Raw genomic sequence first — 13,441 nt, forward strand, 5'->3', positions numbered from 1 at the left:
ACCCTTGAGCCACACCCTCTTCACAAGGAATCCCCGATGAAACCGTTCGCCCTGCTGCTCGGCTGTGGTGCCCTGACCCTCGCCGGTGTCGCCCAGGCCAGCACGCCGGTCCAGATCTCCCTGCCCGGTGTCAACCTGCCCTCGTCCAATCAGGTGGAAGGGGCAAGGGCTTCCTTCCTCTACGGCCGCACCGGCCAGGTGAAGGGGATCGATCTGCCGGTGTTCGCCCTCTCCGACGTGGATCAGTTCACCGGCCTGCAGCTTGGTGTGTTCTTTGGCGCGAGCCGGGTGCGCCATCAGTTTGGCGGGGTCGCCATCAACGCCGTCAACTGGCACGAAGGGCAGGATACCGGCCTCAATCTGGGCTTCGTCAACCTGACCAACAATGTGAAGGGGCTCAACTGGGGGGCGGTCAACATCGCCCAGGGCAATGCCCTGGCCAACGTCGGCTTCGTCAACTATGCCGAACGCACCACGTTCCAGCTGGGATTCGTCAATGCCACCAAGCACCTGGACGGCTTGCAGATTGGCCTGGCCAACTACGCCGAGAACGGCATCTTCCCCATTCTGCCCCTGATCAACTTCAAGAAATCCTTCTAGGGACCAACTTGCCCTTGCTTTAGGAGGGGCAGCCATTACCCTGTGCTCCATCAAGGCTGCACAGAGGTAACAGGGGCATGACAACGGAACACATGGACGCCATCGGCATCGGCTGGGACGTGAGGGGCTGGCAGGGCAATGCCCAGGCGGTGGCGGTGGTGGGTTGGCAGGCCCGGGAGTCGCGTCTGCACTGGCTCGGGATCTCCCCCCTGTTTCGCCTGAGCTCCCGGGTCGCGCCGGATCTGGATGCCCTGCTGCGCCCGGCCCTGCAAGACGAGGTGGCGCTGATGCAGGTGCTGGCCTGCCCGCGCCTTGCTCTCGGCATCGATGCGCCCCTGGCCTTTCCCCGCGCCCTCGCCGATCTGCTGGCGGGGTGGGGGAGCGGCTTTCCCGTGCCCCAGCGGGAGATTGACAACCCTTACGCCTACCGGGATTGCGAGCGCTGGCTCTATCAGCACTATGGCAAGAAGCCCCTCTCCGCCACCTTCGACAGGCTCGGCAACAACGCCACCCTGGCCCTCTCCATGCTGCCGCGCCTCGGGGATCTGCAACTGGTGCCAAAACGGGCGAGGGCTGCCGGGCGCGCGGTGCTGGAGGTCTATCCCGCCCTGGCCAAAATGGGGGGCAAAGCCTCTGCTGTGCGGCCCGAGCTGCAACCCCACCTGCCAGCAATCCTCATCCCTGGAACGGATCCCTATGATGCCGCGCTCTGCGCCCTGATGGCCCTGCAATATGCGGCCGAAGGGGCCGTCACCTCGCTGCCTGCTCTGGTGGACCTGCCGGAGGAGATGGCACCGGACGAAGGCTGGGTCTACCACTTCGCCCGGGATTGAGACGCCCAAGCACCGCGCTCCCTCTGACGACTGCTGGCGACTCGCTGCAGTCACGGCACTGGTGACGTGACTTGCTGTCGCCACTGCGTATGGCTTGCCGTTGCCACGGTGTCAGGCAAGGGGAGGCCGCCTTTGTCCTGTGATCTTCCGACGTATCCTTGACCCTTGCCCTTGTTGCCTTACTTTGCGACTGCCGACTGCCGACTGCCGACTGCCGACTGCCGACTGCCGACTGCCGACTGCCGACTGGCGCCTTTTCATCGGACCTCATCCTTGATCCCGACTGCTCATGGCTGGTTTAAAAATCACCTTGTATGCCATCATACAAGAGACGTACAAGTACATTTATCACCCCGCAGCAGCGGGGAGATGGCTCCAGGGTTGTACAGAAACAGGGTAGCGGGGGTCAAATATGCGGCAGGTTAAGCCTGCAGAAGCATAAATAGGGAGTCAGGGCGTTAATTGCTGGAAGAGCCGTCTCTTCATCCGATATATTGCCTCTTTTCCTCAGGCTTCTTGTCCGGTGGTGTCGATGAAACGCATTCTCTCTATCCAGTCCCACGTGGTGTTTGGCTGTGCCGGCAACAGCGCCGCCGTGTTCCCCATGCGCCGTCTCGGCATGGAGGTGTTGCCCATCAATACGGTGCAGTTCTCCAACCACACCCAGTACGAGGCGGGTTGGCAGGGAATGGCAATGCCGGCGGGCCACATTGCCGCCTTGTGCCAGGGGCTTTGCAATATCGAGGTGCTGGCGCGCTGCGATGCGGTGCTAAGTGGCTATCTGGGCTCGGCGGAGCAGGGGGACGAGATCCTGGCGGTGGTGGCGGCGGTGAAACGAGCCAATCCGGCGGCCCTCTATTTCTGCGATCCCGTGATGGGGCATCCGGAGAAGGGGTGCATCGTCGCCCCGGGCGTCACCCGCTTTCTCACCGAGCAGGCCCTGCCGGTGGCGGACATCATGGCCCCCAATCTGCTGGAGCTGGAGACCCTGTGCGATGTCCATCTGACAACCCTGGCCCAGACCCGGGTCGCCGCACGCCAGTTGCTGGAGAAGGGGGTGAAGATGGTGCTGGTCAAGCACCTGGGTCGCGCCGCCAGCGTCCCCGGCCGCTTCGAGATGCTGCTTGCCACCCCCGAGGGAGACTATCTGATCGCCCGTCCCCTTTACGATTTCGCGCGCCAACCGGTGGGCGTGGGGGATCTCATCAGCGCCCTGATGCTGGCCAACCTGCAGGCGGGATATGATGGGGTGAGCGCCTTCGAGCGCACCAACGCCGCGGTGGATGCGGTGCTGAGACAGACCTGGGAGGCGAATGCCTACGAGCTGCAGCTCATCGCGGCCCAGAGCGCCTTTGCCGAGCCGCAGATTGCCCACAGGGCCGAGCGCCTGGCCTGACGCCATTGATCAGCCCGTGACGGGACGAGCTGATCAAGGTTCAGCTTGCGGCACTGATCGGTGTTGCATCCTGAAAATGTTCGACCCTGGGGAAGGGGTCGTAGAAGTGGTGCAGCAGGGCCTTCCACTCCTGGTACCGGGGGGAGCCCCTGAACCCCCGGGTGTGATCTTCCAACCGTTCCCACTGCACCAGCAGCAGGTAGTGATGGGGATCGTCCAGGGCACGCTGCAACTGGTGGCCCAGGTAGCCGGGCATGGCGCTGATGATGTGCTGGGCCCGGGCGAAGGCCTGCTCGAAGTCAGTGGCCTTGCCGGGAATGATCTGCAGATGGGCGACTTCCAATATCATGATGGCTCCTTGCCGATGAGTCTGATTGAACCAAAAACCTATGTGTGCCGAGCCTTGGAGGGGGCAAGACCGGTACGCTGTCCGGTCTTGCCAGGCCGTCTGCCTCAGAGCTGCTTGTAGAAGAACTGGGTGGCGGCGAGGGTGCCGTCCCCATTGCGGGCGAAGTCCGGGATCTGGCCGGCCTCCTGATAGCCGAGCTGGCGATAGAGGCTGGAGGCCACGTCGCCGACCCGGGTATCCAGCACCAGCAAGGTACGCCTGGCGTCCCGGGCCCCTTGCTCCATGGCGTTCATCAGGGCTCGGCCCACCCCCTTGCCACGGGCCTGGCTGTGGACCATCAGCTTTTCCACTTCGGCCCTGTGGCCCCCGTTGGCCTTGGTGCACAGGGAGAGCTGCAGGGCGCCCACCAGATGGTGCTGATCGAACGCCACCCAGAGCTTGCGCACTCCATCCGCCAGCTCCCCCTCGATGCCTTGCCAGTACGCCAGCCCCTGATCTTCCTGCAGGGGAGGCAGAAAGCCCACCGAGGCACCGCTGGCCACGCAATCTTGCAGCAGGGCGATCAGCGCCGGTTTGATGCCTCTGGTGCTCTCGACCTCAAGGATCTCCATTGAATGTCCTCATCTTCTCTCTTGGCCCACGTGGGGGATTAACGTCTCGGGCGCGGACTCTCCTGCCGGTGCCATCGTCATCCGGTCAGGTGCGCCGTCTCTTAATGGATCAGTCCCTGTGCTGCCAGCCACTGGAACAGCAGGCGGGATACGGGGGAGACTTCGGCCAGGTGGCGGCTGTCCAGCCAGCGCAGCTCGGCGATCTCCGCCGAGGCGACGGGCGTGCCGTCGGCGTCCCCCGTGTAGCAACGCAGATTGACATTCACCCCTTGCGGCTTGCCGTCCGCCTGGGCGCTGAACTCGCAGGCGAACGCCAGGGTGTCGGGTTTCAGGATGACCGCGAGCTCTTCCTCGATTTCACGAACGAGGGCCGCCTCGTCGCTCTCGCCCGGCTCGCGCTTGCCCCCCGGAATGTAGTAGATGTCCTTGCCGTGGGAGCGGGCGCACAGCAGTTGTCCCTCCTTGAAGGTCAGCCAGGCGAGTTTGTCGATCATGGGCAGATTCCTCTTGTTGCCGCTTGTCAAAGGGGGGCTCGCTGCTCGCACAGGGTGCGATAGGAGCGGGTTTCCCGCATCTCGGGCGCCAGTCCCAGCCGGCTAGCCAGCGCCAGCAACTGCGCGCGGTAGGCGGGCAGGGCGGCCTCGTCGTCAGTCATGATGGCGAGCTCGGCAAAATCACCAACGCCTGCCAGGTGATCCACCGTGACGTGGAAAGCCCCCAGAAAATAGATGCTGCGCCGCTTGTCGATGGTCAGCACCGGCCGGTAGCCCAGGGTGCGCACCATGCTGGCCGCCTTGTCCGCATCGGTGATGTTGACCGCCTCGCAGCGATCGGGTCCGGGCCCTTTGACTATCCAGAGCCGGATGCCGCTGGGGGCCATGGTGCGGATGATCAGGCTCTTCTCTGTCCGGGCCAGGGCGCCATCTGCCGTGTCGAAGTAGCAGTCCTGCTCATGATTGTCCGCCACCATCACCTCGGGGCCGAGGGCCGTGAGGGTATGCACAAAGGCGGCGCTGTCTGTCAGGCGGTATTTGAACTCCACCTCGAAGCGCCCCTGAAAGTGGGTGGTCATGGCCTTGCGACGGCTCCCGAACGGCAAATGAATAGGGCAGCCTAGCAAAAGTGCCGGGCTCTCCCAAGCATCGGGATCACAGCTTCACATCGACTGCCGACTTTATGACCAGATGGTGAGGGGAAAATCCGCCCTGGTGCACAGCTTGTGGCCCGGTGGCTGGGCGCCGTACGGGGGCTGTGCTCTAATAAGCTCCCTCTTTGGCGGTATTTCCGCCCTGAACAACGACAACGAGGCGGCGGCCCCGGCCGCGCCAGTGGAGCCACAGATGCAGATCACCTCACAGACCCCCTTTATCGGACTGGGCGTGGCGGGCAACTTCGCCGGTCACCTGGAGCAGGCAGGGGAGGCGGCGGACTTCGTCGCCGTCAAGGTTGACGACAAGGTCGCCCCCAAGGCGCTGTTCCCCTTCTATGTGCCGAACCATCCCGGCCAGCTCGGGGTCTTTCCCCTGAGCGGCGATGCCATCTTCCTGCCGGAGGCGGCGGTGAGCGGGGACGAGAAGGTGCAGATTGAACCCGAGGTGGCACTGTGGTGCGAGCTGGAGTACGCGGGGGAGCAGGTGGTGGCCATCCATCCCAAGGCGTTTGGCGCCTACAACGACTGCTCCATCCGTCGCCCCAATGCCAAAAAGATCAGCGAGAAGAAGAACTGGGGTGAAGAGAGCAAGGGGCTGGCCGCGAACCTGCTGCCCCTGACCCACTTTGCCGCAGGATGCGAGCTCGATGACTACCGCATCGCCTGCTATCTGGAGCGGGACGGGGAGCTGCACCCCTACGGGATCGACAGCGCGGCGGTGGACTACAGCTACTTCCACGGTCAGTTGCTGGCGTGGGCCATCGACAAGTTCAACCATCAGCAGGACGAAGGCCCGGCCGAGCATATCCAGGGGCTGCTGGCCCAGGCGGGGCGCCCGGCCCATGCGCTCATCAGCATTGGCGCCACCCGCTACACCCCCTTTGGCGAGACCCACTTCCTCGCTCCCGGTGACACCGCCTGCGTGGTGGTCTACCCCGCCAGTCGCTACAGCGAGAGCGACATTCGCGAAGCCATCGCGACCCGCCGCGTTGGCGCCGATGTCTCTGTCCTGCTCCAGGCGGTCAAGACCCGTTAAAGACATTTAATAAATGTAGTTTTTTAGGGAAGGTGCGAATAAGTCATATAGCACGAGAGCATTTACTGGTAACCCATTGATATTAAATGACTAAAATTTCATTTTTTGTTCGTGGGATACTTGTTCGCACTTTCCCTAGAAAATCTCGATGATGGTTTGTTTGATTAACTGTTGATCTTTTATAGATAAAAAACCGCCTGTCGGCGGTTTTTTATTGTCCGGATGGGCGGCAACGGGCCTCACTCCTCGTTGGAGTTGTCCTGATAGTCGCCCCGCTGGGCCTTGGGTAGACGGCGCATGGGGGCGAAACCGATGTCCTCGCCCACCACTTCCCGCTTGCGGGCTGGGGCTGGCTTCTTGCCGCCATCGCTCTTCGCCTTGCTCTTGCCTGTGGTTGTTTTGCCGTTGCCACCCTTGGTATTGGCGGCGCCACGGGCGCGGGGCGGGTTTTGCACCGGCTTGCTGCCCGGCAGTGTCTGGCGGCTCGGCTTGCCGCTCGGCTCGTATCCTTCCAGGATCTCCACGGTCAGGGATTGGCCGATCAGCGCCTCGATCTCCTTGAGCTGACCCAGCTCGTCCTGGCTCACCAGAGAGATGGCCTCGCCGCCACGCCCAGCGCGGCCGGTGCGGCCAATGCGGTGGATGTAATCCTCCGCCATCTGGGGCAGCTCGAAGTTGATCACGTGGGGTAGCTGATCGATGTCCAGGCCGCGAGCGGCGATGTCGGTGGCAACCAGCACCCGCACCTTGCCTTCACGAAAATCCGCCAGCGCCCGGTTGCGGGCCCCCTGGCTCTTGTCACCGTGGATGGCGACCGTATCCAGGCCATCTTTCTGCATTTGCTGGGCGAGCCTGTCGGCAATCTGCTTGGTGCGCACGAACACCAGCACCCGCTGCCAGTTGCCACGGCCAATCATGTGGGAGAGCATCTCCCGGCGGCGCTCCCGATCGACCTGGATGATGCGCTGGGTCACCTGATCGGCGGCGGTGTTGCTGGGATCCACCTCGATGAGGGTGGGATCCTTGAGCAGATCGTCCGCCAACGCCTTGATGTCATTGGAGAAGGTGGCGGAGAAGAGCAGGGTCTGACGCTCCTCCGGCAGGGCCTTCATGATGCGGCGAATGTCGGTGATGAACCCCATATCGAGCATTCTGTCCGCTTCATCCAGCACCAGTACCTCGAGGGCGCTCAGGGTCAGGGCGCCCTGGGTCAGCAGATCCAGCAGGCGGCCCGGGGTGGCGACCAGAATGTCGACCCCGAGCTTGATGGCGTCCAGGTTCGGCTTGATGCTGACGCCGCCATAGGCGATCAGGGTACGAAACGGCAGGTGGTGGGCATATTTGATGATGCTCTCGCCCACCTGGGCGGCCAGCTCCCGGGTCGGGGTCAGCACCAGGGCTCGCACCTGGCGACGACCGCCACGGCCGTGGTTGGCCAGCAGTCGATGAAGCATGGGCAGGGTGAAACCGGCCGTCTTGCCCGTGCCTGTCTGGGCGCCGCCCAGCACGTCCTGCCCGGCCAGGATGGCGGGAATGGCTTGCTGCTGGATGGGGGTGGGTTGTTCGTAACCCAGCTCCTTGACGGCCCGCAGGATGTGCGGTGACAGACCCAGTTCATTGAATGACATGTTCGAGGGACACTCCGAGCCTTGGGCTCAACGGGTGACGGCAGCCTTGGTCCGTCACGACATGGAAAATAGGGTGGGCCGCCATCGAGGCTGGGCCTGAGCCCGGCAAAGCGACCGCACAAGAGACAGTGGGCGCGTAATATAGCAGATGCGAGGCGCACGCGCAGCAGCCGTGTCGCGAGCAGGGTTGCCACGGCCATCCCGGCAGGGAAAGGCCAGGGGGCGCTAAGAGGGGCCCCCCTGGCCTCGGCGCACGCCCGTCAGAGCAGTCCCTCGATGGCCTGCACCAGATCCTCCGGTCTGGTCTGGGGGGCGAAGCGGTCCACCACCCGGCCTTCACGGTCAATCAGGAACTTGGTGAAGTTCCACTTGATGGCCTCGCTGCCAAGGAGTCCGGGCTTTTGTTCCTTGAGCCAGCGATAGAGGGGGTGGGCCCCGGCGCCGTTGACCTCGCATTTGGCCATCAGGGGGAAGCTGACCGGGTAGTCGAGAGAGCAGAAGCGGGCGATCTCCTTGGCATCGCCCGGCTCCTGATGGCCAAACTGATCGCAGGGAAAGCCCAGGATCTCGAAGCCTTGGGGGCCGAACTGGCGATAGAGGGCCTCAAGCCCGGTGTATTGGGGGGTAAAACCGCAGCGGCTTGCCACGTTGACCACCAGCACGACACGGCCCTGCAGATCGGCGGTGGACCAGGCCGTGCCATCGAGTCGTTGCAGGGGGATGAGGGGCAGGGGCATGGTTTCTCCTGATGCAAGAGGGGCGACAAGGCGCCCGGGGGACAATCTTTGCACGTTAACGGGCCGAGGACCGGGGAGCAAGGGGGAGGGCGTCTGTGCCCCCCAGACTCCTATTGATGGCGGGACTTCTCAAGAGAAGCAATCCGGTTTGTGCCGATGGTCCGAAGTCGCTACAAAGCGCACTCTCTCCCCTCGCTGCGAGCCTATCTTGGACTATCAAGCCGTCATGGATGCCATCTACACCCGGGGTTGGGTGATAGTGGATGATTTTTTAACCGCCGCCGAGGTGGATGCCCTCAAGGCTTGCCTGCCGGACGAGTGGCGACCGGCGGGGATCGGGCGCGAGACCCTGCATCAGGACAACCGCGATATCCGTCGGGATCAGATCCACTGGCTCGACGCCTCCCTCGGCGCGCCGGTGGCCGACTATCTGGCCCGGATGGAGTCCCTGCGTCTGGCCGCCAATCGCAGCCTGATGCTGGGCCTGTTCGACTACGAGGCCCACTTTGCCCGCTACCGTCAGGGGGACTTCTACGCCACCCATCGCGACGCCTTCGCCGGGCGATCCAACCGCCGGCTCACCTCGGTGTTCTACCTGAACAACGACTGGCAGCCAGAGGCGGGGGGAATATTGCGAGTCTATGACGACAGCGAGCAGTTTCTGATGGATGTCTCCCCCCGGGGCGGGCGGCTGGTGCTCTTCCTGTCTGAAGAGTTTCCCCACGAGGTGTTGCCCGCAAGCCGGGAGCGTTACAGCATTGCCGGCTGGTTTCGGGTCAACGGCAATGGCGCCGGGCGGGTCGATCCCCCCCGCTGAGCGCATTTCATCCTGTTTCTGACACAGGAAGAGACTTTTATCTGCCCGGGCAGGGGGAGGTGCGCCCCATCGGCTGACAAGGCTTCCCCTCCCTTGCTACACTGCCCGCACTTATGTTCGTTTCTGGCTTCGTCCGGTTTTCATGCGGTTGGGTTTGACATGATGATGACGAAGCCGCTTCTCCCAAGGGATCACATCTAATGAAGAACATGCATGTCTTGCTGCTGTGCGGCGGTGGCGGCTCCGAGCACGAAGTCTCGCTGCGCAGCGCCAATTTCCTCGAAAAACAGCTTGGGCTCCTGCCCGGTATCGAAGTGACCCGGGTCGAGATGTTTGCCGACCGCTGGCTCTCCGCCGACGGTCGCGAGTGCAAGCTGGGGCTGGACAAGCTGCTCTCGTTCGACAGCGTGGCCCGTCCGGTGGACTACGTGGTGCCCTGCATCCACGGCTATCCCGGTGAGACCGGCGATCTGCAATCCTTCCTCGAGCTGGCCGGCCTGCCTTATCTGGGTTGTGACGCCGAGGCGAGCAAGGTGTGCTTCAACAAGATCACCACCAAGCTGTGGCTCACCGCCATCGGCATCCCCAATACCCCCTACCTGTTCCTGACCGAGCAAGGTGAGGCGAGCCTGATCGAGGCAAAAGCGGCGCTGGCCAAGTGGGGCAAGGTCTTCATCAAGGCGGCCTCCCAGGGCTCTTCCGTGGGTTGCTACTCCGCCAGCAACGAGGCAGACCTGGTGAAGGGCATTGCCGATGCCTTCGGTTACTCCGAGCAGGTATTGATCGAAAAAGCGGTCAAGCCCCGCGAGCTGGAAGTGGCGGTCTACCAGTATGGTGACGAGCTGGTGGCCACCTATCCGGGGGAGATCTGCGTACCCCAGGACAAGTTCTACACCTATGAAGAGAAGTACAGCAGCGCCAGTCACACCGAGACCGCGCTCAAGGCCGAGGGGCTGACTCAGGCCCAGGCCGACGCCATCCACGAGTACGCGCTCAAGGCGTTCCGTCAGCTCAAGCTGACCCATCTGTCGCGCATCGACTTCTTCCTGACCGAAGAAGGGGAGATTTTGCTCAACGAGATCAACACCTTCCCGGGCATGACCTCCATCTCCATGTTCCCGAAACTGCTGGAGCACCACGGCCACAGCTTCGCGCACTATCTGGAGCAGATCCTGCGAAAGGCGGTCTGACATCGCCAGACCCGGTTGCAACGGATGGTGAGTAGGGGCCTCAGGGCCCTTTTTTCATGGGGGCGAGGCGGGCAGAACGCGGGGAGGGAAGGGGGCAGGGCGCCGCCCGGCAAGCCTTGCCGCCAGGAGGGCGCGCCGTTACAATCAGCCCCCTTTTGTCCCGCCACAGGCACCGTCAGAGCCGCGTTCCATGAAGCCCATCCCCGATCACGCCGTCAACCGCCTGCGCATCTGGCGCAAGAGCGTCTCGACCCGACCCTTTCTTGCCCGTGGCGGCAGCGTGCCACGCTGCGATGCCTGCCAGCTGCGCCACGACTGGTGTGCCTGCGACTGGCGCCCGGCGCTCAAGGCCGAGGCCGGTTTCTGCCTCATGATGTATGACAGCGAGCCCATGAAGCCCTCCAACACCGGGCGCCTCATCGCCGACGTGCTGCCGGACTCCACCTGGGCCTTTCTCTGGTCGCGTACCGAACCCCATCCCGAGCTGCTGGCCCTGCTGGCGGATCCCGCCTGGCAGCCCTACGTGGTCTTTCCCGCCTGCGAGAAAGCGCCCGACCGCCTGACCGGCGAGGTGGTACTGGCCCCGGGCAAGAAGCCGCTGTTCATCCTGCTGGACGGCACCTGGCCCGAGGCGCGCAAGATGTTCAACAAGAGTCCCTATCTGGACAGCTTCCCGGTACTCGCCATCAAGCCGGATGCACTCTCTACCTACGGCATGCGCGTCGCCCACAGCGACGAGCACCTGTGCACCGCCGAGGTGGCCGCCTGCGTGCTGGAAGTGGCCGGGGAGCTACGGGCGGGGCAGGCGCTGCAGCTCTGGTTCAATCTCTTTAGCCGCCGCTACATGGCTGGCCGGGTGAGCCGTGCGCCCGGTGCGGATGAAGCGCCCCTGCTGGAGGGACTGGAGACCATCAAGGGCCAGAGCCGCGCTCTGGATTAATCCTCATCAGCAGCCGCTACATGGCTGGCCGGGTTAGCCGTGCACCCGGTGCTGATGAAGGGCCCCTGCTGGAGGGGCTGGAGGCCATCAAGGGCCAGAGCCGCGCTCTGGATTAATCCTCATCAGCAGCCGCTACATGGCTGGCCGGGTAAGCCGTGCGCCCGGTGCGGATGAAGCGCCCCTGCTACAGAGGCTGGCGGTTATCAAGGCGCAGGCCCTCTCGCGGGCTGATTGATGAAAATAAGGAATTAGTTGGCTGCCATTGTTTCGTTGGCTTCATGAGCCCGCCCTCGCTAGGATAGCGACCTGTTGACTCCTTCAGGCTCCAGGCCATGCCGGGCGCCGCCAATCACACGAGGTCTATGGATGGAACTGGAACTGCTCACCCTGGTCGCCCTGTTCGGGGTGGCCCTCATCGCCGGCTTTATCGATGCCATCGCCGGGGGCGGGGGACTCTTGACGGTGCCGGCCCTGCTGGCCACCGGCATGCCGCCGGCCCTGGTGCTTGGCACCAACAAGTTGCAGAGCAGTTTCGGTTCCTTCTCCGCCACCTGGTTTTATGCCCGCAAGGGGCTCCTTGAGTGGGCCATCATCTGGCCGGCGGTCATCTGCACCTTCATCGGGGCGGCCATCGGCACTCTGGCGGTGCAGACCATCGATGCCGCCATCCTGGAGCGGCTGCTCCCCTTCCTGCTGATGGCGTTTGCCTGCTACTTCTACTTCTCCCCCAGGGTGAGCGATGCGGAGAGCCAGCGTCGCCTCACTCCCATGGCGTTCGCCCTGCTGGTGGGCGGGGGCGTGGGCTTTTATGACGGCTTCTTCGGGCCGGGCACGGGGTCGTTTTTTGCCATCGGTTTCGTGGCCCTGGCGGGCTTTGGCATGGCGCGGGCCACCGCCCACACCAAGCTGCTCAACTTCACTTCCAACATCGCTTCCCTGCTCTTCTTCACCCTGGGGGGCAAGGTGGTGTGGAGCGTGGGGCTGTGCATGGCGCTGGGGCAGTTCATCGGGGCGCGCATGGGCTCCAAGCTGGTACTCAAGAAAGGGGTGAAGCTCATCAAGCCGCTGCTGGTGACCGTCTCCCTGGTGATGTCCGCCAAGCTGGTGTGGAGCCAGTACCCCGAGCTTTTTGCCTGGCTGGGCTGAGCCGGTACCCCCCATGACGAGGGCCCGATCGCAGATCGGGCCCTCTTGCGTTTCAGCCCTGTGCCGTCAGTTGCCGGAAATGGGCTTGCAGCGCCTGCACCAGGCGGGCAATGCGATCGCGCTTGAGGCTGTTTGGCCGATAGACCAGGTGGAGCGGGCGGCCCAGTCCCGGCAGGGGGCGTGCCTGTGTCCCCTGCTCACCCACCAGCGCCAGCAGGCCAGCGGGCAGGAGCACGGGGCCAATGCCTGCCTTGGCCAGCTCGATCAGCGCCAGGTAGGAATCGAGCTCCATGGCGGGGATAAGCCCGAGGGCGGCCAGGGGCTCGCGCAGATAGCGGTTGGAGGGGTTCTCCAGATCCATGGTCAGGATATTGCGCACCTTGCCCTGCATCCCCTTACTCACGTCGCCTTCAGTCAGTTGCTTGCTGGTCACAGTTTCTTGCAAGGCGCTCTGGTGATCCGGCTGCGCCGCCTCATCCAGAGCGTCCCCCACCAGATAGAAGGGCTCCTCCAGCAGCCGTTCGGCACACAGCCCATGGCCCGGCGGCAGGCGACCGGCGCAGATCCCGAGCAGGGCATCCCCGCCGCGCACCCGGGCCAGAATGACCGGGGTGTGGTGGGTAGAGAGGGCAATGTGGGGATCCCGTTCAAGGTAGGCGTGCATGAAGCGGGCGAGGTAGCCCGCCAGCAGGGTTTCGGAGCAGGCGATGGACAGAGGGGTCTGATCCGTGAGGATCTGGCTGTCCGCCAGCACCCCCTTCATTTCGGCGAGGCTCGGGGCTACCCGGGCGAGCAGTTCACGGGCCTGGGGAGTGAGGCGGATATGACGGCCATCCGGCTCGATGAGCTTCTTGCCAAGGCGCTGCTCCAGCTGGGCGATGCGCTTGCTGACCGCCGACTGACTGATATAGAGGCGGCTTGCAACCTTGGCCATGGTGCCCTCGCTTGCCAGCAGGCAGAGTGTCTCCAGCCCTTCCAGTAACATGCGTCCTCCCTCCTCGTGTGTTG

Annotated in this window: 15 protein-coding genes and 1 pseudogene; 9 read left to right on the top strand and 7 right to left on the bottom strand. The window is 63.8% G+C overall.

Going from position 1 to position 13,441, the window contains the following annotated elements; translation table 11 throughout:
• The first annotated feature begins 36 nt into the window (after positions 1-36).
• From I6L36_RS01160 to pdxY, 3 genes are all read left to right on the top strand, one after another.
• Entirely contained in the window at positions 37-600 is a 564-nt protein-coding gene (locus I6L36_RS01160) for a hypothetical protein (RefSeq protein ID WP_010674879.1), read from the top strand.
• A 77-nt stretch (positions 601-677) separates the two neighbouring features.
• On the top strand, positions 678-1,433 hold the full coding sequence (locus tag I6L36_RS01165; RefSeq protein WP_029314586.1) for a DUF429 domain-containing protein: 756 nt from the start codon (positions 678-680) through the stop codon (positions 1,431-1,433).
• A gap of 532 nt (positions 1,434-1,965) precedes the next feature.
• Positions 1,966-2,829, top strand: coding sequence for a pyridoxal kinase PdxY (gene pdxY / locus I6L36_RS01170; protein ID WP_201972404.1), 864 nt, complete (start codon positions 1,966-1,968; stop codon positions 2,827-2,829).
• A 40-nt stretch (positions 2,830-2,869) separates the two neighbouring features.
• Here pdxY and I6L36_RS01175 read toward each other — a convergent pair whose 3' ends face one another.
• The 4 genes from I6L36_RS01175 to cyaB form a co-directional block, all read right to left on the bottom strand.
• Positions 2,870-3,178: an antibiotic biosynthesis monooxygenase gene (locus I6L36_RS01175; protein WP_069651329.1), complete on the bottom strand. Its 309-nt coding sequence runs from the start codon at positions 3,176-3,178 to the stop codon at positions 2,870-2,872.
• Positions 3,179-3,282: 104 nt separating this feature from the next.
• Entirely contained in the window at positions 3,283-3,789 is a 507-nt protein-coding gene (locus I6L36_RS01180; RefSeq protein WP_161469937.1) for a GNAT family N-acetyltransferase, read from the bottom strand.
• Positions 3,790-3,890: 101 nt separating this feature from the next.
• Positions 3,891-4,283, bottom strand: coding sequence for an NUDIX domain-containing protein (locus tag I6L36_RS01185; RefSeq protein ID WP_010674874.1), 393 nt, complete (start codon positions 4,281-4,283; stop codon positions 3,891-3,893).
• Positions 4,284-4,309: 26 nt separating this feature from the next.
• On the bottom strand, positions 4,310-4,861 hold the full coding sequence (gene cyaB / locus I6L36_RS01190; RefSeq protein WP_201972403.1) for a class IV adenylate cyclase: 552 nt from the start codon (positions 4,859-4,861) through the stop codon (positions 4,310-4,312).
• A gap of 268 nt (positions 4,862-5,129) precedes the next feature.
• Here cyaB and I6L36_RS01195 point away from each other — a divergent pair, with 268 nt between their 5' ends.
• Complete coding sequence (locus I6L36_RS01195) at positions 5,130-5,975, top strand: DUF5718 family protein (protein WP_069784645.1); 846 nt, start codon at positions 5,130-5,132, stop codon at positions 5,973-5,975.
• A gap of 239 nt (positions 5,976-6,214) precedes the next feature.
• Here the strand turns inward: I6L36_RS01195 and I6L36_RS01200 are convergent, their stop codons facing one another.
• On the bottom strand, positions 6,215-7,603 hold the full coding sequence (locus I6L36_RS01200; RefSeq protein WP_201972402.1) for a DEAD/DEAH box helicase: 1,389 nt from the start codon (positions 7,601-7,603) through the stop codon (positions 6,215-6,217).
• Between the two features lie 260 nt (positions 7,604-7,863).
• Positions 7,864-8,340, bottom strand: a complete 477-nt coding sequence (locus I6L36_RS01205) for a glutathione peroxidase (protein ID WP_201972401.1) — start codon at positions 8,338-8,340, stop codon at positions 7,864-7,866.
• A 208-nt stretch (positions 8,341-8,548) separates the two neighbouring features.
• On the opposite strand from I6L36_RS01205, the gene I6L36_RS01210 reads away from it, so the two are divergent.
• From I6L36_RS01210 to I6L36_RS01230, 5 genes and pseudogenes are all read left to right on the top strand, one after another.
• The gene (locus tag I6L36_RS01210) at positions 8,549-9,157 is read left to right on the top strand and encodes a 2OG-Fe(II) oxygenase (protein ID WP_041211488.1); all 609 of its coding nucleotides are present in this window, start codon (positions 8,549-8,551) and stop codon (positions 9,155-9,157) included.
• A 200-nt stretch (positions 9,158-9,357) separates the two neighbouring features.
• A complete protein-coding gene (locus tag I6L36_RS01215; RefSeq protein WP_010674866.1) occupies positions 9,358-10,347 on the top strand; it encodes a D-alanine--D-alanine ligase in 990 nt (329 codons plus the stop codon).
• A gap of 190 nt (positions 10,348-10,537) precedes the next feature.
• Positions 10,538-11,287 (top strand): tRNA-uridine aminocarboxypropyltransferase, encoded by a 750-nt coding sequence (locus I6L36_RS01220; RefSeq protein WP_114523016.1) that lies wholly within the window; start codon positions 10,538-10,540, stop codon positions 11,285-11,287.
• A 118-nt stretch (positions 11,288-11,405) separates the two neighbouring features.
• A pseudogene (locus tag I6L36_RS21780) lies at positions 11,406-11,522 on the top strand (DTW domain-containing protein); the annotation flags it as partial.
• 131 nt (positions 11,523-11,653) lie between these two features.
• Positions 11,654-12,433: a TSUP family transporter gene (locus tag I6L36_RS01230; RefSeq protein WP_010674863.1), complete on the top strand. Its 780-nt coding sequence runs from the start codon at positions 11,654-11,656 to the stop codon at positions 12,431-12,433.
• 52 nt (positions 12,434-12,485) lie between these two features.
• Here the strand turns inward: I6L36_RS01230 and I6L36_RS01235 are convergent, their stop codons facing one another.
• Positions 12,486-13,418, bottom strand: a complete 933-nt coding sequence (locus tag I6L36_RS01235; protein ID WP_201972400.1) for a LysR family transcriptional regulator — start codon at positions 13,416-13,418, stop codon at positions 12,486-12,488.
• Positions 13,419-13,441 lie beyond the last annotated feature (23 nt).

It is taken from the genome of Aeromonas sp. FDAARGOS 1406, from assembly GCF_019048565.1.
Lineage (GTDB): Bacteria > Pseudomonadota > Gammaproteobacteria > Enterobacterales > Aeromonadaceae > Aeromonas > Aeromonas caviae.

Bases quoted from the DNA above. Each gene is read 5' to 3' on its own strand.
- I6L36_RS01220 (WP_114523016.1), top strand. From the start codon at position 10,538: ATGAAGCCCATCCCCGATCACGCCGTCAACCGCCTGCGCATCTGGCGC.
- I6L36_RS01165 (WP_029314586.1), top strand. From the start codon at position 678: ATGACAACGGAACACATGGACGCCATCGGCATCGGCTGGGACGTGAGG.
- I6L36_RS01185 (WP_010674874.1), bottom strand. From the start codon at position 4,283: ATGATCGACAAACTCGCCTGGCTGACCTTCAAGGAGGGACAACTGCTG.
- I6L36_RS01195 (WP_069784645.1), top strand. From the start codon at position 5,130: ATGCAGATCACCTCACAGACCCCCTTTATCGGACTGGGCGTGGCGGGC.
- I6L36_RS01160 (WP_010674879.1), top strand. From the start codon at position 37: ATGAAACCGTTCGCCCTGCTGCTCGGCTGTGGTGCCCTGACCCTCGCC.
- cyaB (WP_201972403.1), bottom strand. From the start codon at position 4,861: ATGACCACCCACTTTCAGGGGCGCTTCGAGGTGGAGTTCAAATACCGC.
- I6L36_RS01215 (WP_010674866.1), top strand. From the start codon at position 9,358: ATGAAGAACATGCATGTCTTGCTGCTGTGCGGCGGTGGCGGCTCCGAG.
- I6L36_RS01205 (WP_201972401.1), bottom strand. From the start codon at position 8,340: ATGCCCCTGCCCCTCATCCCCCTGCAACGACTCGATGGCACGGCCTGG.
- I6L36_RS01200 (WP_201972402.1), bottom strand. From the start codon at position 7,603: ATGTCATTCAATGAACTGGGTCTGTCACCGCACATCCTGCGGGCCGTC.
- I6L36_RS01235 (WP_201972400.1), bottom strand. From the start codon at position 13,418: ATGTTACTGGAAGGGCTGGAGACACTCTGCCTGCTGGCAAGCGAGGGC.
- I6L36_RS01180 (WP_161469937.1), bottom strand. From the start codon at position 3,789: ATGGAGATCCTTGAGGTCGAGAGCACCAGAGGCATCAAACCGGCGCTG.
- I6L36_RS01175 (WP_069651329.1), bottom strand. From the start codon at position 3,178: ATGATATTGGAAGTCGCCCATCTGCAGATCATTCCCGGCAAGGCCACT.
- I6L36_RS01230 (WP_010674863.1), top strand. From the start codon at position 11,654: ATGGAACTGGAACTGCTCACCCTGGTCGCCCTGTTCGGGGTGGCCCTC.
- pdxY (WP_201972404.1), top strand. From the start codon at position 1,966: ATGAAACGCATTCTCTCTATCCAGTCCCACGTGGTGTTTGGCTGTGCC.